15 protein-coding genes are annotated in these 20587 nt (G+C 42.1%); 12 read left to right on the forward strand and 3 right to left on the reverse strand.

Annotated features, from left to right (window positions below):
- Positions 1-16: 16 nt before the first annotated feature.
- On the reverse strand, positions 17-1135 hold the full coding sequence (locus QCQ61_RS09805; protein ID WP_279447469.1) for a PQQ-dependent sugar dehydrogenase: 1119 nt from the start codon (positions 1133-1135) through the stop codon (positions 17-19).
- A gap of 337 nt (positions 1136-1472) precedes the next feature.
- Between QCQ61_RS09805 and QCQ61_RS09810 the strand changes: the two genes are divergently transcribed.
- The 7 genes from QCQ61_RS09810 (at position 1473) to QCQ61_RS09840 (ending at position 15162) form a co-directional block, all read left to right on the forward strand.
- A complete protein-coding gene (locus QCQ61_RS09810; RefSeq protein ID WP_279447470.1) occupies positions 1473-6974 on the forward strand; it encodes a CHAT domain-containing protein in 5502 nt (1833 codons plus the stop codon).
- 153 nt (positions 6975-7127) lie between these two features.
- Positions 7128-7619: an acyl-CoA carboxylase biotin carboxyl carrier protein subunit gene (locus QCQ61_RS09815; protein ID WP_279447471.1), complete on the forward strand. Its 492-nt coding sequence runs from the start codon at positions 7128-7130 to the stop codon at positions 7617-7619.
- Positions 7615-9054 carry an acetyl-CoA carboxylase biotin carboxylase subunit gene (accC, locus tag QCQ61_RS09820; protein WP_279450256.1) on the forward strand — a complete coding sequence of 480 codons (1440 nt, stop codon included), beginning with the start codon at positions 7615-7617 and terminating at the stop codon, positions 9052-9054. Before QCQ61_RS09815 ends, accC begins: the two co-directional genes overlap by 5 nt.
- A gap of 80 nt (positions 9055-9134) precedes the next feature.
- Positions 9135-10676, forward strand: a complete 1542-nt coding sequence (locus tag QCQ61_RS09825) for an acyl-CoA carboxylase subunit beta (protein ID WP_279447472.1) — start codon at positions 9135-9137, stop codon at positions 10674-10676.
- A 167-nt stretch (positions 10677-10843) separates the two neighbouring features.
- On the forward strand, positions 10844-13366 hold the full coding sequence (locus tag QCQ61_RS09830) for a cation-translocating P-type ATPase (RefSeq protein WP_279447473.1): 2523 nt from the start codon (positions 10844-10846) through the stop codon (positions 13364-13366).
- A gap of 101 nt (positions 13367-13467) precedes the next feature.
- The gene (locus QCQ61_RS09835; protein WP_279447474.1) at positions 13468-14046 is read left to right on the forward strand and encodes an outer membrane beta-barrel protein; all 579 of its coding nucleotides are present in this window, start codon (positions 13468-13470) and stop codon (positions 14044-14046) included.
- Between the two features lie 27 nt (positions 14047-14073).
- Complete coding sequence (locus QCQ61_RS09840; RefSeq protein WP_279447475.1) at positions 14074-15162, forward strand: DUF6544 family protein; 1089 nt, start codon at positions 14074-14076, stop codon at positions 15160-15162.
- A gap of 94 nt (positions 15163-15256) precedes the next feature.
- Here the strand turns inward: QCQ61_RS09840 and QCQ61_RS09845 are convergent, their stop codons facing one another.
- Positions 15257-15535, reverse strand: a complete 279-nt coding sequence (locus tag QCQ61_RS09845; RefSeq protein ID WP_279447476.1) for a hypothetical protein — start codon at positions 15533-15535, stop codon at positions 15257-15259.
- 58 nt (positions 15536-15593) lie between these two features.
- On the opposite strand from QCQ61_RS09845, the gene QCQ61_RS09850 reads away from it, so the two are divergent.
- Positions 15594-16358: an exodeoxyribonuclease III gene (locus tag QCQ61_RS09850; protein ID WP_279447477.1), complete on the forward strand. Its 765-nt coding sequence runs from the start codon at positions 15594-15596 to the stop codon at positions 16356-16358.
- Here the strand turns inward: QCQ61_RS09850 and QCQ61_RS09855 are convergent, their stop codons facing one another.
- A complete protein-coding gene (locus QCQ61_RS09855) occupies positions 16359-17129 on the reverse strand; it encodes a patatin-like phospholipase family protein (protein ID WP_279447478.1) in 771 nt (256 codons plus the stop codon).
- Between the two features lie 206 nt (positions 17130-17335).
- Between QCQ61_RS09855 and QCQ61_RS09860 the strand changes: the two genes are divergently transcribed.
- Genes QCQ61_RS09860 through QCQ61_RS09875 form a run of 4 tightly spaced genes read left to right on the forward strand, consistent with a single transcriptional unit; the run spans position 17336 to position 20546 of the window.
- On the forward strand, positions 17336-18118 hold the full coding sequence (locus QCQ61_RS09860; protein WP_272856368.1) for an MlaE family ABC transporter permease: 783 nt from the start codon (positions 17336-17338) through the stop codon (positions 18116-18118).
- Positions 18119-18868 (forward strand): ABC transporter ATP-binding protein, encoded by a 750-nt coding sequence (locus QCQ61_RS09865; protein WP_279447479.1) that lies wholly within the window; start codon positions 18119-18121, stop codon positions 18866-18868.
- Between the two features lie 5 nt (positions 18869-18873).
- Positions 18874-19860, forward strand: a complete 987-nt coding sequence (locus tag QCQ61_RS09870) for an MlaD family protein (protein WP_279447480.1) — start codon at positions 18874-18876, stop codon at positions 19858-19860.
- A gap of 53 nt (positions 19861-19913) precedes the next feature.
- On the forward strand, positions 19914-20546 hold the full coding sequence (locus tag QCQ61_RS09875) for a Crp/Fnr family transcriptional regulator (RefSeq protein ID WP_279447481.1): 633 nt from the start codon (positions 19914-19916) through the stop codon (positions 20544-20546).
- Positions 20547-20587: the final 41 nt, after the last annotated feature.

Genomic DNA, 20587 nt, shown 5'->3' on the forward strand with positions numbered 1-20587 from the left:
AATTCGTGGTTTAAAACTACTCGGGAATCAATCTAAAAATCCCCTGCCCTTCAACGGCAATATAGATTAATCCATCAGGCCCCACTTTTACATTTCTGACGCGTCCGATATCCTGTGCGATTTTTTCACGATTTGTTACTTTTTCGCCGTCTAAAGTAAGTAATTCAACATAAGCGAATTTTAAGGAGCCTACTAATAACTTCCCTTCCCACGCGGGGTATTTACTGCCTGTAACAAAATCCATTCCGCAGGGAGCAATGGAGGGTACCCAATAATAAATAGGGGGTTCAATGCCGGGTCTGGTTTTTTCGTCGGTAATTTTAGTGCCACTGTAATTAACGCCGTAAGTAACTTCCATCCAGCCGTAATTTGCGCCTTTTTTTACAATATTAATTTCGTCGCCGCCTTTTGGTCCGTGTTCGTGCATCCAGATTTTGCCAGTTTCGGGATGTTTTGCCATTCCCTGCGGATTGCGGTTTCCGTAGGTAAAGATTGCTTTTTTTGCATTCGGCTCGTTGTAAAATGGATTGTCCTCTGGAATACTCCCATCATCATTTAATCTGTATATTTTTCCGCCATCGCGTGTTATGTCTTGCGGGTTTACTTCCCGTTCCCCGCGTTCGCCAATGGAGAAATAGACAAAACCATCATTGTCAAACTCAATGCGCGAGCCAAAGTGTTGCCCCGCCGTTGTATTGGGTTCGGCTTTATAGAGGGTTTCAATATTTACAAGGGAATTATTTTCCAATTTGCACCGCATTAAAGCTGTGTGACCGCCTTTTCCGGGTCCTGCCACTGAGGCGTATGTAATATAAATCCAACCATTTTCGCTGTAATTTGGATGCAATTCTATATCGAGCAATCCACCTTGTCCGCTATTATAAACCTCTGGCACATTAGCTATTTCTGTTTTTGAATTGTTTTTAAAATGAATTAGCCTTCCGTCCTTTTCGGTAATTAACATACTGCCATCCGGCAACCACGTCATTCCCCAAGGGTTATTGAGGTTTTTTACCACTTCTTCAATTTTATACGATTGTGGTTCAGTAATTAAAGCCACATCGTTTTTCTTTTTCGGTTGGCCGCAAGAGGTTAAAAATGCAAGCACCGCGATATACAAAAGATTAAATTTCATAATTGATATTTTTTAAAAGAGTACTGAAAATATAGTGAAAATTTAATTGTCCGCTGTAATTATTTCAAAATCAAAAAGAAGGATTATCTGTTTGCTAAAGCTGGATAGAGAAATTATTTTCAGGTTTCAAAAATTATCGTAACTTTTTAATCTCCTCACTCAATGCTTTTTGAAGTATTTAAAGCACTTACAATCAATAACTTAACGCAAAAACAATTAATGTATTAATTATTTTGCATACCTATATCAATCTGTTTTTGAGTGATATAGGTGAAATAATAAGTGTTTTATTGAAGAAGCAGTTACAAAATTTACAACTAAACCAATACGCAATACTATGGAACCACTTAAAAAACTTGTAGTTTACGGCAATAGGGAAACCGACGAAGAGGGAGCAATTGTTTATAATCTACAGACCACAAATAGGGATGCCTCCAACCAACATGAAGTACATTTAGAAGCAAACGATAAACTGTTGCAATTGGTTTTGGCAGATGGCACGTCTTGGATGTGCGATGCATCAACTATGCACGAAGTTTTTCCGGAGCTCGATCCTGCCTTAAAACCTCCCGGAAGCCGCGATGCCCAACCCGAAATTTTTGTGCTCCCGGATTCGGTGGAAACTCCAGCGACCGAACGTGGAATTATTGGTAAGATTGCTTTAAAGCTGTTAAAGGTATTTGCGAAAAAAACCATAGGAAAAGGAGTGGTGGAGCTCGCGAAAAAACTGGAAGATAAGCATTTGCAAAATGAAGTAAACAGCGATATTCTTCCTGCCAAATTTTTAAGTACAGGCGCCGCACTATTTACGGTGAATCGAGATTTTAAATTTGGCACTTTTGATGGAAAACCTTCCAACAGGCCCTTTTTTCTCTTTATTCACGGAACAAATTCAGACACTTTTGGAGCGTTTCAGGACTTAAAGGGGGCGCCGGTTTGGGACACCTTGCATGAACAGTACGGGAAAAACGTTTTGGCATTTCAACATAGAACGTTAACTGAGAGCCCTTTATTAAACGCTGTAAAATTAGCCAAAATGCTGCCTGATAATTCGGTGGTACATATGCTTACCCATTCTAGGGGTGGAATTGTTGGCGATATTTTGAATAAATACAGCAATAATAACGATGCCGCTGCTATCGGGTTTAACAATACCCATATTTCACTTTTGGAGCAAGAGGATGATAGGGAAGAAGACATTAAAAATATTGAAGCGCTCAATCGGATTTTTAAGGATAAAAAAATTACCGTCGCCAAGTTTATCAGGGTTGGCTGTCCGGCTGCGGGTACAAAACTCGCTTCAAAGAGATTGGACCATATTTTAAATGTTTTTTTCAATTTAATAAACATTGTTGGCGGGGCATTTGGTGATGTTTTAAAAGAACTGCTCTCTGCCGCCGTGGAAAGCAAGGACGATGTAAACGTACTACCGGGATTGGAAGCCCAAAGGCCCGAATCGCCTTTTATTAAAATATTAAACGATCCTTCGCCCGAAAATGCAATTAACGGGGAACCACTAGCAATTATTTCGGGAAATGGGAGGGTGAGTTTTTCGGGGCAGGGACTTTTTGTAATCCTTGGAAAGTTGTTTTACTGGCAACGAAATGATTTGGTAGTGAATACAGATTCTATGTATTTGGGAGCCAAACGGAAAGATAATATTCAGTATTTCTTTGATCAAGGTGCCGATGTAAACCACGTAAAATATTTTGAAAACAAGAAAACCCGCGAAGCGATAAACTTGGTTTTAAAGACTGCGGAAGGACAGCTAATACCCGGTTTTAAATGTATTCCACAAAACCAAATCCCCGGCAGCGATAGAGCGCTAATAGAATCTGGAGAGTTATATCCGTCGCCAACGCCCCCTTCGGGTACAAAACCTATTGTAGTAATGCTTCCCGGTATTATGGGCTCCAACCTTACCCAAAAAGATAAGGAAATTTGGCTTCATTACGGGCGAATTCTCAGCGGTGGATTGTTAAACCTTGGATATTCCAATGTAAATAAAATTGTTGCAGATTCAGTTGTAAAAACTTCATATTACAAGTTGTACAAATGGCTATCCGGCAAATACGATGTAGTGGTGTATCCGTTTGATTGGAGAAAACCGTTACCGGAGTGTGCGAGCGAATTCAATACAAATATTAAGGGGTTGATGAAAATTGGGCAACCCATTAAAATCATCGGGCATTCTATGGGCGGGGTTTTGGTACGCGACTTTATAATTAATCACGACGATACCTGGCAGGAATTAAAAGCAACCAAAGGCTTTAGAATGCTTTATCTGGGTTCGCCACTCGGGGGTTCGTTTAGAATTCCATCGGTGATTTTTGGGGAGGACCCCATTATTAAGAAGTTGAGCAAGTTAGATTTATTTCATTCAAAAAAGAGGTTGCTGAAAATGTTTTCGAAATTCCCCGGAATTTTAGCCTTATTACCCTTAACTACCGACCCCAAAAACGATTTCGCAAAAATGGAAACTTGGGAAAATATGCGAACGTATTTCGGTAAAAGCAATTGGCCTTTACCGCTTAAATCGGATTTGGAATATTTCAAAAAATACCGTGATAACATCTTAAGTAAACGCGATGCCATAGATTATTCGAGTATGGTATATATTGCTGGAAAGGATAAAATGACTCCCTGTGGGTATTATTTAGATAAAATACCGCCAAAAAAGCAATTGTATTTTCTGTTTACCAGTGAGGGAGATCAAAGCGTAACCTGGGCATCGGGGATTCCTAAGCAGCTTATCGAGGCAAATGCCGTTTATTATTCGCGTGTAACCCACGGGGCATTGGCGAATGAACCAGATTTGTTTAACGCCATAGAGGAAATACTGAGTACGGGGCAAACAAATTTAATACAGAATACCAAGCCCTTGTTACGGGGAGAAGAAAAAATATTTAGAGCCGAACCGGATATAGATTTTGATCTTTCGGAAGCCGGATTGGAAAAAACCATTTTGGGTCTCGCAGACGAATCGGAAGCTGTAGGAAGCCAAATTCCCGTTACCGTTACGGTTAGCAATGGCGATTTGCGCTATGCTTCATATCCGGTAATTGCCGGCCATTTCTTAAACGATGGTGTGCTTTATGCTGAAAGGTCTATAGATCATTATTTACAGGGAAATTTAACATCCAAACACAGATTGGGGCTTTATCCCGGAGAAATTGGCACCAATGCAATTTTCGGAAAAACGAAAAACAGCGATTTTGAAGGCGCAATAATAGTGGGGCTTGGAGAGCCAGACCAGCTTACTTCCTTTCAACTTTCAAAATCTATAGAGCAAGGTGTTCTCAATTATTTATTGAGTCTGCGTGGTAGTATAATTCCCAAAAGGGGAATAGGAATTTCGTCCTTAATAATTGCTACAGGTTATGGCGGCCTCTCGGTTGAAGGGTCACTTAAAGCTATTATAGACGGGGTAAACCGTGCCAATGAAAAGATTAAATTACTGGGCGATGATGGCTATAGAACCGTTCAATTTATTGAAATAGTAGAACTATATGCGAGTAAAGCGCTTAATTGTATGTATGTGCTAAACAAAATAGCACATAAAGAAAATACCACATATAATATTATACTCGGTAGCAAACGCATTAAAAATTTATTGGGCATAAAGAAGAGAACGCCACTGGATACGGCAGAAGATTGGTGGAACCGAATTACCGTTAAGCACAAAAAAGCGAACGAGCAAACCGGAGAACCTGCCAGTATGATTTTTGGTTCATCTACGGGCGATTCGCGCGAGGAGGAGAACGAACTTTACAGCAGTACCCCGTTAATAGATTTGTTTATTCAAGAAGTGTCCAGCAGTAATCAATGGTCGCCTTGCACGGCAAAAACACTCTTTGAATTATTGATTCCGAATAATTTAAAAGAAAAGCTTAAACGAAAAGGCAATATTTCCTGGATACTCGATACCGAAACGGCATCCTACCCTTGGGAATTGCTTCAAGATAATACTACCAATGCCAAGCCACTTTGCATAAATGCCGGAATGATACGGCAACTGTCTACCAAAGATTACAGGATTAATATTAAACGCGTTGCCGAGAAGGGGGCATTAATAATTGCCGATCCTATTTTAAACGGGTTTATCTCGCAATTGCCCGGGGCAAAAGAAGAGGGAATGGTGGTAAAGGATACTTTGGAAAATGTAGGGTATCCTACTACTCAGCTTATCGGTACAAATGCCGAAAGTATTGTTAAGAATTTTTTCTGTAATGATTATACAATTATACATTTAGCGGGACACGGTGTTTTTAATCCAAAATCTCCAAAAAAATCAGGGATGGTTATAGGAAAGGATATATTTTTAACTGTATTCGAAATCCAGCAAATGCCCGTTGTACCCGAGCTGGTTTTTGTAAACTGTTGCCATTTAGGTTATACCAATGCCGAAGAGGAGCGTTTTTATCAAGACAGGTATAAGTTGGCGGCCAATATAGGTACGCAACTTATTAGCATAGGGGTAAAGGCTGTAATTGCTGCAGGTTGGGCGGTAAATGATGCAGCCGCATTAGATTTTGCACAAACATTTTACAGCAGTATGTTTGCCGGCGATAATTTTGGCGATGCCGTAAAGAATGCCCGAAATTACATCTATGAAAAACATCCGGGCAACAATACTTGGGGGGCATACCAATGTTACGGAGATCCATTTTTTAAATTAAAAGGTATATCCGGAAGTAAAGGTTCGTGGTCGCCAAGCTATATTGTACCGCAGGAGGCCGAGATAGATTTAGATAATTTGCTCAATCAATTACAGATGGCAACGAGTGCTGGCAAAAATCATTTAGCCGATCTAAATACCATAATGACGGCTGTAAATAGGGACGTTACGCGAACACCGCAAATAGTTGAAAGAGTAGCCAAAATATATCAGGAATTGGCAATGTATGTGGAAGCCACTGGAAATTTCGAGGAACTTCTTAAAATGGAGCAGGCAGATTTCTCTTTTTCTTGTATGGAAAAATACTGTAATACGCGGTCTAAACTGTATATCCGCAATATTTTTGAAAACGAAAATGCTTCCAAAGATGCTATAATGGAGGCTTACGAGAATACGGAAGGCGTAATTAACGACCTTACCGTGTTGTTAATTGCAGGCGAAACCGCCGAACGCCACAATCTTTTAGGTAGCGCCTATAAGCGTTTGGCCATGTTAGCCCCCGACTTAAAAAAGCGCGTTAGTGCCTATAAAGCGGCATATTCACATTACGAAAGGGCGTATAACCATAAGTTTAATTCGAATAAAATTTACTCTTTGGTCAATGCGATTGAACTGGCCTGTTTATTGGTTTTTAATGAAGCTGTAAGTGACGGTGGGGAGTTTACCGTAGCGAAGAAAAAATACAAATTGAGAACCTTTTCCGAAGCAAAAGAACAGCTTAGCGAATTGGAGAAAAAGTTAGTGGAAAAATCGAATGACGACGATTTGGACTACTGGGATTTAATAGCTTCCCTAAACATAGATCTATGTTTGCTCTTTTTAATTAAAGATGAGGAAATAGAACCAAAATGGACAAAGGTTATTCAGAATTTTAATACAATATGGCGAAAGGCGGGGAGCGATGCCAAAAAAGTAACCGAGCTGGAACATCTCAGCTTTTTAACCCATGCCCTAAACGTTGCCACCGGAACAAAAGGTGAAGGTTTTAAACCGAATAAAGATTTAGAAATGCATATAAACGAGTTGAGAACGGCCTTGAGCGGAATACGAAAAAAGATGAAGGCAAAGGAAACAGCCAATACTAAATCGAACGCGAATGCTAAAAAAAGGGCGAAATCTAAACCAAAGCCTAAACCGAATAGCTCCAAGAATAAAAAGTAAGTAGTTTTATGTACTAATTTAAATTTTGAAACTGGTTAAAAAGTATCGCGCAAGTTTGTAATAAAGCCTACTTTTTAGCCAGCTTTCGTATTTATAATATTTCCTATTGGTATAATCGTACCACAAATATTACCTTTATCAAAATTTCTGTTTATGAAAGAAAAATTTAAGGCGATTGTAAATGAAAACTTTGAGTTTTCGCTGCATTCGAAAGATTTGGAAGCATTGGATGTTATTTCGGACAATAAAATTTCCAACATTATCTACAAAAACAAGTCGGTTGCGGTGGAAATGATCGCGGCAGATTTTCATAAAAAAACATATACTTTATCAATAAACGGCAGTCGTTTTCAAGTTAAAATTGAAAATGAACTGGACGCTTTAATTACTAAAATGGGGCTTTCGTTGGGCAATGCTTCGGTAGAAGATGAAATACACGCGCCTATGCCGGGCATTATTTTGGAGGTAAATGTCGCTGAAGGCGATAAAGTTGAAAAAGGCGATTTCCTCTGTGTTTTGGAGGCGATGAAAATGGAAAACACCCTGACTGCCCCGCGGGATGGCGTTATAAAATCTGTAAATATTTCCAAAGGCGAAACGGTAGATAAAGGGAAATTGCTAATTGAATTAGAAAACAATGATTAAAAAAATATTGATTGCCAACCGTGGCGAAATAGCGTTGCGCATAATGAAAACCGCCCAGAATATGGGTATTAAAACCGTGGCTGTATTTTCGGAGGCCGATAGAAATGCGCCCCACGTAAAATTTGCCAACGAAGCCGTTTGCATTGGGCCGCCGCCTTCAAACGAATCGTATCTTTTGGGCGATAAAATTATAGAAGTTGCCAAGGAATTAAAGGTTGATGCCATTCATCCGGGTTACGGGTTTTTGAGTGAAAATGCCGAATTTGGCGAAAGCGTGGAAAAAAGCGGGATGATTTTTATCGGCCCTAAATCGCACGCCATTCGCGTTATGGGCAGTAAGCTCGCTGCAAAAGATGCAGTAAAGGAATACAATATACCAATGGTTCCCGGCACCGATGAAGCCATAACAGATGTTGCTGCAGCGAAGGAAATAGCAAAGGAAATTGGATTTCCAATTCTTATAAAAGCCTCTGCCGGCGGTGGAGGAAAAGGTATGCGTATTGTTGAAAACGCCAAGGAATTTGAAGACCAAATGAAACGCGCCATCAGCGAAGCCGAAAATGCCTTTGGCGATGGTTCGGTTTTTATTGAAAAATTTGTCACTTCGCCCCGCCATATTGAAATTCAGGTTTTAGCAGATAATTTTGGGAATACGGTGCATCTTTTTGAGCGCGAGTGCAGCATTCAGCGGCGCCACCAAAAAGTGGTGGAAGAAGCGCCATCTTCAGTGTTAACTCCAGAATTGCGCAAACAAATGGGCGAGGCAGCGGTAAAGGTTGCCAAGGCCTGCGATTATGTGGGCGCGGGAACGGTAGAGTTTCTTTTGGACGACCAGCACAATTTCTATTTCCTCGAAATGAATACGCGGCTGCAAGTAGAGCATCCCGTTACCGAACTTATTACGGAACTCGATTTGGTGGAGCAACAAATAAGGATTGCCAAAAACGAAAAACTTGCCTTTTCGCAGGACGATCTAAAAATCACCGGCCACGCTTTTGAGCTGCGGGTATATGCCGAAGACCCGTTAAACAATTTTATGCCAAGTGTGGGCAAACTAGAAGTGTATCGCCCACCGAGCGGAAAGAATATTCGCGTGGACGATGGGTTTACCGAAGGAATGCAAGTACCCATCCAATACGACCCTATGCTCTCAAAACTTATAACCTACGGTAAAACGCGAAACGAAGCCATGCAAACTATGTTAAAAGCTATTGCAGATTACAACGTTGAAGGGGTTAGTACCACGCTGCCCTTCGGAAAATTTGTTTTTGAGCACGAGGCTTTCCGAAGCGGAAATTTCGACACCAATTTTGTAAAGAAATACTATTCCGAAGAAAAGCTTCAAGCCATCAATGAAGAGGAAGCTAGAGTAGCTGCACTTTTCGCATTAAAACACTATTTAAAAGATACAGAGAAACTCAGATTGCCAAAATAAATCCTTTGCGCACTCCGCGCCTCCACGGTGCATTTTTTACCGCAAAGCGGCAGAGGACTCAGAGAAAAAATATTAAAAGAATGACCGACAACAATAAAAAACTGCAAGAAATACTTTCCGAAGCCAAAATGGGCGGCGGCGAAAAACGCATTGCAAAACAACACGAAAAGAAAAAACTCACCGCTCGCGAGCGCGTGGAATATCTTTTAGACGAAGGCTCTTTTGAAGAGATGGGCATACTTGTAACCCACAGAACCACCGACTTTGATATGCAAAAAGAAGTGTATTACGGCGATGGGGTGGTTACTGGTTACGGCACCATTAACGGGCGTTTGGTGTATGTTTTTGCACAGGATTTTACGGTTTTTGGGGGCGCACTTTCAGAAACACATGCCGAGAAGATTTGTAAAATTATGGATCACGCGGTAAGCGTTGGCGCGCCGGTAATTGGTTTAAACGATTCGGGTGGGGCTCGCATTCAGGAAGGCGTACGATCTTTGGGCGGCTATGCCGATATTTTTTATAGAAATGTACAAGCTTCGGGTGTGGTGCCGCAGATTTCGGCAATAATGGGACCCTGTGCTGGTGGGGCCGTGTATTCGCCGGCGATGACCGATTTCACTTTAATGGTGCAGGACAGCAGTTATATGTTTGTTACGGGGCCGAACGTTGTAAAAACGGTAACCAATGAAAATGTTACTTCCGAAGAATTGGGCGGGGCACGAACCCATGCTACCAAAAGCGGAGTGACGCATTTTACCGCGGCAAACGATATTGTGTGTTTGGAACAGATTAAAACCTTGCTCAGCTACCTTCCACAGAACAACAAAACCATTACTGATAAACTTCCTTTTGAAGTTGGTGACGAATTTCGGGATGAATTGGAAACTATTGTCCCGGATTCCGCAAACAAACCTTACGATATGCACGACGTAATTAAGGGGATAATTGATGCGGATTCGTTTTTTGAAGTGCATAAGGATTATGCGGACAACATTATAGTCGGTTTTGCGCGATTGGGCGGCAGAAGCATTGGCATCGTCGCAAACCAACCGATGAGTTTGGCGGGAGTATTGGATGTGGATAGTTCAAAAAAAGGAGCTCGTTTTACGCGTTTCTGCGATTGTTTTAATATTCCACTGTTGGTTTTGGTGGATGTACCGGGTTTTCTTCCGGGCACCGATCAGGAATGGAACGGCATTATTCTGAACGGCGCAAAATTGCTTTATGCTTTAAGCGAAGCCACCGTGCCGCGGGTTACGGTAATTACAAGAAAAGCTTACGGTGGTGCTTACGACGTGATGAACAGCAAACACATTGGCGCCGATATGAACTACGCATGGCCAACCGCCGAAATTGCAGTGATGGGCGCAAAGGGTGCCAGTGAGATTATTTTCAGAAAGGAAATCGCCGAAGCTGCAAATCCCGAATTGAAACTTTCAGAAAAGGAAGCGGAATATGCCGAAAAATTTGCCAACCCTTTTAAAGCTGCACAACGCGGGTTTATCGATGAGGTAATCCAGCCCCGCGAAACCCGCAGAAAATTGCTGAAAGCTTTTGCCATGTTGGAAACTAAGGACGTTCCGCGGCCAAACAGGAAGCATGGGAATATTCCTTTGTAAATTTTTTTAGTGATATCTATGTCCTGTCGAGCCTACCTTCCTACGGAGAGCAGGCAGCCGCAGTCGAGACCTCGTTTTGGGAAATTTTCTTTTTTTAAATGATAGTTATCATAAATGAACGGGTGGGAAATTCATAATTTTAATGATTAACTAAGCCCGTTCCAAAAATGCCCATAACCAACTTCAACATAAAAGGTCTAACCGACGCCGAGGTCTTGGCTTCGCGGAAAAAATTCGGCAGCAATGTTCTTGAATCAAAAAAGAAAAACCACTTTCTTGAGGCTATAAAGGGCTTGGCAAAAGAGCCGATGGTCATTTTATTGCTGGTCGCCGCAACCCTCTACTTTTTCACGGGAAATACTGGTGACGGTATTTTCCTCGCCGCCGCCATTCTTTTGGTCGCTGCCATTTCACTTTATCAGGATGCAAAAACCCATAACGCCCTCGAAAAACTAAAGGAACTCTCCCAACCGCATTGTAAGGTAATCCGCAATGGGGAAGTCATTGAAATAATGAGCCAAGACGTGGTGGTGGGCGATTTTTTAATGGTCGAGGAAGGTTCAACCATTGTGGCTGATGGCATTATCGTCCATTCCAATGACTTTTCGGTAAATGAGTCCATTTTAACGGGGGAATCCTTCTCCGTTGAAAAAGATGCAAATTCCGCCGACAATAAGATTTATATGGGAACCCAAGTGGGGGGCGGCCTTGCCATTGCCGAAATAACCGCAATAGGCAACCAGACCAAGGTCGGGAAAATAGGGAAGAGCATAGAGGATATTTCTTCCGAAAAATCGACGCTTGAGCTCCAGATAAACAATTTCGTAAAAAAGATGGTAATCGCGGGAGCGGTTGTTTTTCTCTTGGTTTGGGGTATCAATTATTACAATTCCGAAGACGTTTTGGACAGTCTGTTAAAGGCACTTACCCTTGCCATGAGCATCTTGCCGGAGGAAATCCCGGTTGCCTTTACCACCTTTATGGCCATTGGCGCGTGGCGGCTGATGAATATGGGCGTGATCGTAAAACAGATGAAAACCGTGGAATCCCTAGGTAGTGCCACGATAATCTGTGTGGATAAGACGGGAACGATTACGGAGAACAAAATGCGGCTCGATAAAATTTTCACGCTGGAAACCGATAAGATTACTTCGGTAAAAGATGTACTTTCCGCCAGTGAAAAGGAACTCATAATTACTACCATGTGGGCCAGCGAGCCCATTCCTTTTGACACCATGGAGCAATCGCTGCACCGTTTTTATGAAACAATTTCTGGAAACGATGAAAGGCCCAATTTCAAAATGGTCCACGAATATCCTTTGGGGGGCAAACCCCCGATGATGACCCATATTTTTGAAAATGACAGGGGCGACAGAATCATCGCTGCCAAAGGCGCGCCCGAAGCTTTGATGGCAGTTTCAGGTTTAAGTGATAGTGAAAAGGAAATTTTAAAAAAGACCATAACTGATTTGGCAGCCCAGGGCTATCGGGTTTTGGGCGTGGGTATTTCAAATTTTGAAGGAATCGATTGGCCAAAAAAGCAACAGCATTTCAAATTTGAATTTAAGGGCCTCGTCGCTTTTTACGATCCGCCCAAGGGAAACATTTCAAAAGTATTCCAAGATTTTTACAATGCGGGCATTGCGGTTAAAATCATCACTGGCGATATTGCCGAAACCACTGCGGCCATTGCCAAAAAGGTAAATTTCAGGGGCAGTGGGGAGGTTATTGCGGGTGATGACCTTGTGCATCTGAGCGATTCGGAACTGGCAAGGATCACTTCGGAAAAAAATATTTTCGCGCGGATGTTTCCCGAAGCGAAACTTAAAATAATCAACGCCCTAAAAGCGCAGGGCCACATAGTGGCGATGACTGGGGATGGTGTAAACGACGGCCCGGCGCTAAAAGCCGCAAATATCGGGGTGGCAATGGGGAAGAAAGGCACCGAAATAGCCAAACAATCCGCCTCGCTTATCCTTGTGGACGACGACCTTTCCAAAATGGTGGAGGCCGTGGCGATGGGCAGAAAAATCTATTCCAACCTAAAAAAGGCCATTCAGTATATCATTTCCATCCACATTCCTATCATTCTTACCGTTTTTATCCCTTTGGTCTTGGGCTGGGTCTATCCCAATATCTTCACGCCCGTACACGTTATTTTGTTGGAATTGATAATGGGCCCCACCTGCTCGATAGTTTATGAAAACGAACCGCTGGAAAAGGATTCCATGCTTCAAAAACCTCGGCCTTTTTCCAGCACCTTTTTTAATTGGAGCGAGCTTTTTACCAGTATTGTCCAAGGATTGGCGATTACGGCCGGCGTGCTTGCGGTATATCAAATTGCTGTAGGCAATGGCGCAAATGAAGCGATAACCCGAACTATGGTATATACCGCGCTCATAACCGCCAACATTGTGTTGACCTTTGTAAACCGCTCTTTTATCTACTCCATTTTTACCACTTTCAAATATATAAACAACTTGGTGCCAATCATAGTGGGCATTACCGTGGGCATTACCCTTTTGCTCCTTTTTGTACCGCCCTTCACTAAGTTTTTTCAATTTGAAAGACTTGATATAAACCAGCTCGGCATCAGTGTTGGGATCGGGATGTTGAGTGTGTTGTGGTTTGAAATCGTGAAATGGTGGAAACGCAAACAAATTTCAAAAACAGTTATTTCCTCTTCTTAATTGGATTTAAGTTATTGATAAACAATAATTAACTGATTTTTGTCATAGTAAAAAACTGCGTTCCAATGTAAATTTGAGTGTTTCACGAAAACCTAAACATTATGAAAAAGTTCAGTTTTTTGTTTGTTGCCACCATGCTGCTGTTTTCAATTGGCGCGGAAGCACAGGAAAAATGGTCGTTGGAATTCAGGCCTGGACTTAATTTTACCACTGGTGACGTGGGCAATACCGACACTAAAATTGGCTTTGGTTTCGAACTTATGGGAGCCTATAAAATTATGCCCCATTTAGCAGCTTATGCGGGTTGGGGCTTAAACGAGTTCAAAGGTGAGGATAGTTTTTTATTGGAGGATATTACCTTAAAGGAAATGGGATACACATTCGGTTTTCAAATCATAAAACCTATCGGCACTTCCGCATTTTCTTACTTGGCAAGGGCTGGAGCGGTTTACAATCATATAGAAATTGAAAATAACAGCGGTAGTTTTGCCGCCGACACTTGCCACGGATTTGGTTGGCAAATTGCTGCAGGAGTAGATTATGAGTTTGCTCCCAACCTCGCGCTGCGCCCCATGCTTCGCTACCGTTCGCTTTCTAGGGATATAACGATTGAAAATACTTCAACTGAATTAAAACTGAATTATATCTCATTTGGAATTGGTTTGGCTTTGGACTTTTAAGACTGAAATCACGAAAAGTATTTTAAAATGAAAATCGCATTCTTCATTCTTCTTTTACTCCACGGGCTTATTCATTTGATGGGCTTTTTAAAGGCTTTTGGCTTTGCTGAAATTCCACAATTGTCACAAAATTTCTCAAAACCGCAAGGTCTTTTATGGCTCGCGGTCGCTTTGACTTTTATAACGATAGGAATTCTATTTCTGTTAAAAAACAATCTTTGGTTTTGGATCGCCGTAGCAACGGTTGTAGTATCTCAGGTCTTGATTATTGTGAATTGGCAGGACGCCAAATTTGGCACTTTCGCCAATTTGATCGTTCTTATTGTAGCCCTATTGGCAATGGCGAGCTGGAATTTTGAAAGGGAATTTAAAAAAGATATTTCCCAGTCCTTTAAAAATGTTGGTATTTCCGAAGAAATAATCTCCGAAGCCGATGTTGCCCAACTTCCTATTCCGGTTCAGAACTACCTGAAATACGTCGGGGCAATCGGTAAACCTAAAATAAAAACTGCGAAAGCCACTTTTAAAGGCGAAATGCGGGAAAAGGGAAAGGATTGGTTTGCGTTCACTTCGGAACAGTATAATTTTTTTGAAAATCCCACGCGCTTGTTTTTTATGAAAGCCAATTTCAAAGGCTTGCCCACCCAGGGTTACCATCGGTATAAAGAGGGAAAGGCATCGATGCTCATAAAACTGCTGTCCGTTTTTCCTGTGGTAAATATCGCGGAACCCGAAATGTTCAAGACCGAGACCGTCACTTTTTTTAACGATATGTGCCTTTTTACGCCAGCAGCCTTGACTGATAAAAGGATCGATTGGCACACCTTGGATAATAATTCGGTAAAGGCTGTTTTCCATAATGGAGAAGTTTCAGTATCGGCGATTTTGAAATTCGACGAGAGTGGGCGATTGATCAATTTTATTTCGGAAGACAGGGTGGATGTGAATTCCAACCAAAACGTCCCGTTTTCAACCCCCGTTACCGAATACGGTACGGTCAATGGCTATAAACTGCCCGTTGCTGCCGATGCCGTTTGGCACTTTCCCGAAGGCGATTTTGTTTACGGAAAGTTTTATTTACAGGATGTTCAGTACAATTTGAAAATTTCAGATTAGGAAAATGGCCTATTCAAAAAACAAGAAACTGCTGTTTATAAAAAGCCTCCACACGGTTATTTGGCTGTTTTTTAATGTGGTGATTTTCTATCTTTTATACGCCGCCATCGTCAATAAAATTGACAAATGGGTCTGGATCTGCATAGCCATTGTTTTGTTGGAAGGCTTGGTTTTGCTGGCTTTTAGAATGTTTTGTCCGCTTACGGTTATTGCCCGAAAGTACTCTGACTCCTCCAAGGCCAACTTCGATATTTTCCTTCCCAATTGGTTGGCGAAATACAATAAATTGATTTATACTACCATTTTTGGTATTGCGGTGATTATTGTAATTTATAGATGTGTCGCTTAAGTTGTGCAATTGCGAATATTTCACAGGTATATAATTGCAATTTCTCTCCACCTTTCAGATATTTACAAAAAGAACAGATGCTATGAAAATAATCTCGTGGAACATCAACGGCGTAAGGGCGATAACCAAAAAGGATTTCTTTGACGATTTTTCAACCATGGACCCAGATATTATCTGCTTTCAGGAAACCAAGGCCCAAGATGACGAGGTAAAAACGGCCTTGTCTAAAATTACCCACTATCACCAATATTACAATTCGGCAGCGCGGAAAGGTTATTCGGGCGTTGCGGTCTTGAGCAAAAAGGAACCCTTGGCAGTTACGTACGATATGGGCGTTGCGGAACACGACAACGAAGGCCGGGTAATCTGTTTGGAATTTGAGGCTTTCTTTTTGGTCAATGTATATGTTCCCAATTCCGGTCAACAACTGGAAAGGCTGGATTATAGAAAGACTTGGGATGACGACTTCCGAAGCTATCTCATTAACTTGAAAAAATCAAAGCCTGTAATTCTTTGCGGCGATTTAAATGTTGCCCACCGTCCCATCGACCTTAAAAATGACAAGGCCAATTACAACAAAACGGCAGGCTATACCCAAATTGAAATTGACGGAATGGACAACTTGCTCAACGCAGGTTTTGTGGATACCTATCGGCATTTCCATCCTGATAGCGTAGCCTACACCTACTGGAGCTATCGGTTTAAGGCTCGGGAGCGCAATAGTGGGTGGCGCATAGATTACTTTTTGGTAAGTGAACCCTTGCTCGAAAAAATAATAAATGTAGCGATATTATCGGAATATTATGGCTCCGATCACTGCCCAATCCAACTTGAAATTGAATTGTAGTCAATTCTTAAATAGGTTTTCGTTTTCCTTTAAAGCGGCCATCGCTTCAGAATACCCCATTTCAAAAATAGCATCTGTATTGCTCATACCGAATATGGCAAAGCCTCCCACATCTTTGGGCGCAATAACCAAATCGCATTCGGGGAATTTTCTTATAGAATCTGAAACCGCCCTAATTTTAAGCGCCCTATCGGCAACATTATAGGAATGGTTCAAATCCTTGATGCTGATTTTCTGTAGGGAGTTGATATACACCCCAATAATTGTATCACAGTGTTGCTTTAGCGGCTCCACGGGAAAGTTATTCAGTATTCCCCCATCTATATAGTACGAACCATTAATCTCGGTTGGGGTAAAAACGCCCGGAAAGGAAGCGGAAGCTATAACCGGTTTTATAAGCTGCCCTTTGCTGAAAATCTTTAAATTTCCCGAAATCACATTGGTCGCGGTTATAAAGAGCGATTTTTCAAGGGCGTCAAAATTATCCCTCGGGAAAAACACTTTTAGGTCGTCATAAAACTTTTCGGTATCCAAAAACCCCGGTTTGTTAAAGGCGAATCTTTTGGTGGTAAAAATTGAAACGGTTTTAAAGAATTTTAATATTTCAGACCAATGGACCCCCGCCGAATATAACGCCCCCACAATGGCGCCCACACTGGTGCCCGAAACGTGGGTGGGTGAAATGCCGTGCTCCTCCAATGCCTTTAATACCCCGATATGCGCGGCGCCCCTTGCTCCGCCACCGGAAAGGACTAAACCAAGATTCGTCATTGTTCTAAATTTTGATAACAAAATTGTAAAAATTAAAGCAAATAAACCCTGACCAAAATCATAATCGAGCTCAAAATTGATAGTTAAATTTGGATGGTATCTGTTTGCTAAGAATAAGATTTTGAATCTGTTAATTAAATTTATTGCTGATGTTTGTCATAGTTATTCCCTATTCGTAGGATTATCTTTGATTTTCCCTGTTGTATATGAAAAAAGAAAACTCCCTTATAACCCGCACAAAATCGTTTTTCGCTGAAATAGGCGATATGACCTTATTTGCCGGACGTTTTTTTCGGGAATTGTTCAGTCCGCCATTTGAATTTAGGGAATTGATACGTCAATGCTACAATATGGGCATTCGCTCCCTGTTTTTGGTAATGGTGACGGGTTTTATTTTGGGCTTGGTCTTTACGCTTCAATCGCGCCCCACTTTGACCGATCTTGGCGCGGCCTCGTGGATGCCATCCATGATCAGTATTTCCATAGTGCGGGAAATCGGCCCGGTAATAATCGCCTTGATCTGCGCGGGAAGGATTGGCTCCGGAATTGGTGCGGAACTCGGCTCCATGCGTGTAACCGAGCAGATAGACGCAATGGAGGTCTCGGGCACCAATCCGTTCAAATATTTGGTGGTTACCAGAATATTGGCGGTTACCTTAATGTTGCCCTTGCTCGTAATTGCGGGAGATACCGTCGCATTATTCGGATCTGCGATAATCGAGAATTTAAAGGGAGATGTTTCCTATACGCTCTATTTTAATAAGGTTTTTGATGCCTTAAGCTTTAGCGATGTGCTTCCCGCAACCGTTAAGACCGTATTCTTTGGTTTTGCCATCGGCCTGGTGGGTACCTACAAAGGCTACAATTGTTCCAAAGGTACCGTGGGGGTAGGGGAAGCCTCAAATTCAGCGGTGGTTTATTCCTCTATGTTATTGTTTATAATAGATTTTATTGCCGTATTTGTTTCGGATATATTTTTTGAAGTTTAAATGAAAAAAGAAAACCAAACCCCAGTCCTTGAGTTAAAAGATATCCACAAGAGCTTTGGCGAAAACCATGTGCTCAAAGGTTTCAATCTTCAACTTTTTGAAGGGGAAAATCTGGTGATTATGGGCAAATCTGGGTCGGGGAAATCGGTTATGGTCAAGTGTATTGTGGGCTTGATCCAGCCCGATAGCGGAAGCATTACCATTAACGGTCACGACATAATCACCATGGGCCAAAGGGAACTGGATTTTCTGCGGACGCAAATCGGTTTCCTCTTCCAGGGCAGTGCTTTGTACGATTCTATGACCGTTCGGGAAAACTTGGAGTTTCCATTGCGAAGACACAAAGATAAAATTGAGGATTTCAAAAGTACGGAACAATCCGTACATGATGCGCTAAAAAGCGTGGGACTGCTGCACACAATCGATTTGATGCCTTCCGAACTTTCCGGTGGAATGCAACGTAGGGTAGCACTGGCACGGGCGTTAATTTTAAAGCCGAAAATAATAATGTACGATGAGCCCACAACGGGCTTGGACCCTATTACGGCAAACGAGATTATCCAGCTTATGCGAAGCATCCAAAAGGAGTATAACACCTCCTCCCTCATTATCACGCACGATGTGGATTGCGCAAGGGTAATATCGAATAGAATAATATTACTGGTAGATGGAATCAACTATGCCGAGGGCACTTATGATGACCTGTCAAATTCCAGCGATCCCCAAACCCGGGCATTCTTTAAAAACTAAAAATTATGGCTAAATCAACTTCCCAAAAAATAAAAGTCGGCCTTTTCGTAGTGGTGGGCACCGCCATTCTTATTGCGGCGCTCTATTCCATCGGTAACCGACAGCATATTTTCAGCAAAAACATTGAGCTCTACGCTACCTTTGGGAACGTAAATGGTTTGATTATAGGCAACAACGTGCGTTACTCCGGTATAAACGTGGGCACCGTAAGCAAGATTGAAATGATCGAGGAGGGAAGCATCACCATCCAAATGATGATTGAGGAAAAAACGGCAAGATTCATTAAAACCGATGCCATTGCTTCCATCGGTTCCGATGGCTTGGTGGGAAGCATGGTCGTGAACATTATTCCGGGGAAAGTTGCCACTGCCAAACCCGTAATTTCCGGCGATACCATCCAGTCTTACAGCAAGATTGGCGCCGACGATATGCTCTCCACCCTGAACACGACCAATGAAAACGCCGCCTTGCTCACCGCCGATCTGCTTAAGATTACCAATAAAATCCTTGAGGGCAAAGGCACTTTGGGCGCTTTGGTAACCGATACCTTGTTGGCCCAGGATTTAAGGCAGACGGTAATTGAACTCAAACAAACGGCTGCGGGTACTTCCACGGCGGTTTCGCGCATCAACGCCCTTATTTCAAAAGTCAATTATGATGAAAGTGCCGCGGGCGTGCTTTTGAGCGATACGGTTTCTGCCAACCAAATAAGGGGCGTATTTAGCAATCTTGAAAAATCGAGCGAGGACATTAATGAAATAAGCCAAAATCTCGATGCCTATCTCTCCGAAATAAAATCGGGAAAAGGTGCTTTGAATTACATCACGCAGGATGAGGTTTTGGTCAAGAATATCGATTCCACGATGCTTGATATAAAGGAAGCTGCAGAGAAATTGAACGAAAATATGGAGGCGCTGCGGCACAATTTCCTTTTCCGTGGCTATTTCAGAAAACTGGAGCGACAGGAAAGGCGGGAAGCCAGGAAAAATTAATTTTAAAATCGGTATTTTCGTAAGTCAAAAAAAACCAACCAAACAAAGTGATAATGCTCGATAATTTAAAGGAAAACTTCTCCCATATTTTTGAGGACGCCCTAATTGAAGAAATTGGCCAAGTAGGTGTTTTAAAGGAAGTAAAGGAAGGCGAAAAGGTAATTGAGATTGGCGATTACGTCCGCTCCATGCCCTTGCTCCTCAAGGGGGCCATAAAAATTTTAAGGGAAGACGACGACGGCGATGAACTGCTTCTCTATTTTTTGGAGCGCGGCGATACCTGCGCCATGACCCTAACCTGCTGTTTGGGACAGACCAAAAGCGAGATCCGCGCCATCGCAGAGCTCGACACCACGTTGATAATGATACCCATCCAAAAAATGGAGGAGTGGACGGGCAAGTATAAAAGTTGGCGCAACTTCGTCTTTCAAAGTTACCACGGCCGCCTTACCGAAATGCTCGAAACCATTGACAGCATTGCATTTTACAATATGGACGAGCGCTTGGTGAAATACCTTCAAAACAAAAAAAAGGTAACCAATGATTCCCTGATCAATTCCACGCATCAGGAGATTGCGTATGAGCTTCACACCTCGCGCGTGGTGGTGTCGCGTTTGTTGAAGAAGTTGGAATCCATGGGGAAAATCGAGCTTAACCGAAATAGTATTAAAATAATCGCACTTTAGTTTTAAGATGACATATTTAAACCGTTGAAGTGTAACTTTTG

The organism is Aequorivita marisscotiae (assembly GCF_029814825.1).
GTDB classification, from domain to species: Bacteria; Bacteroidota; Bacteroidia; order Flavobacteriales; family Flavobacteriaceae; genus Aequorivita; species Aequorivita marisscotiae.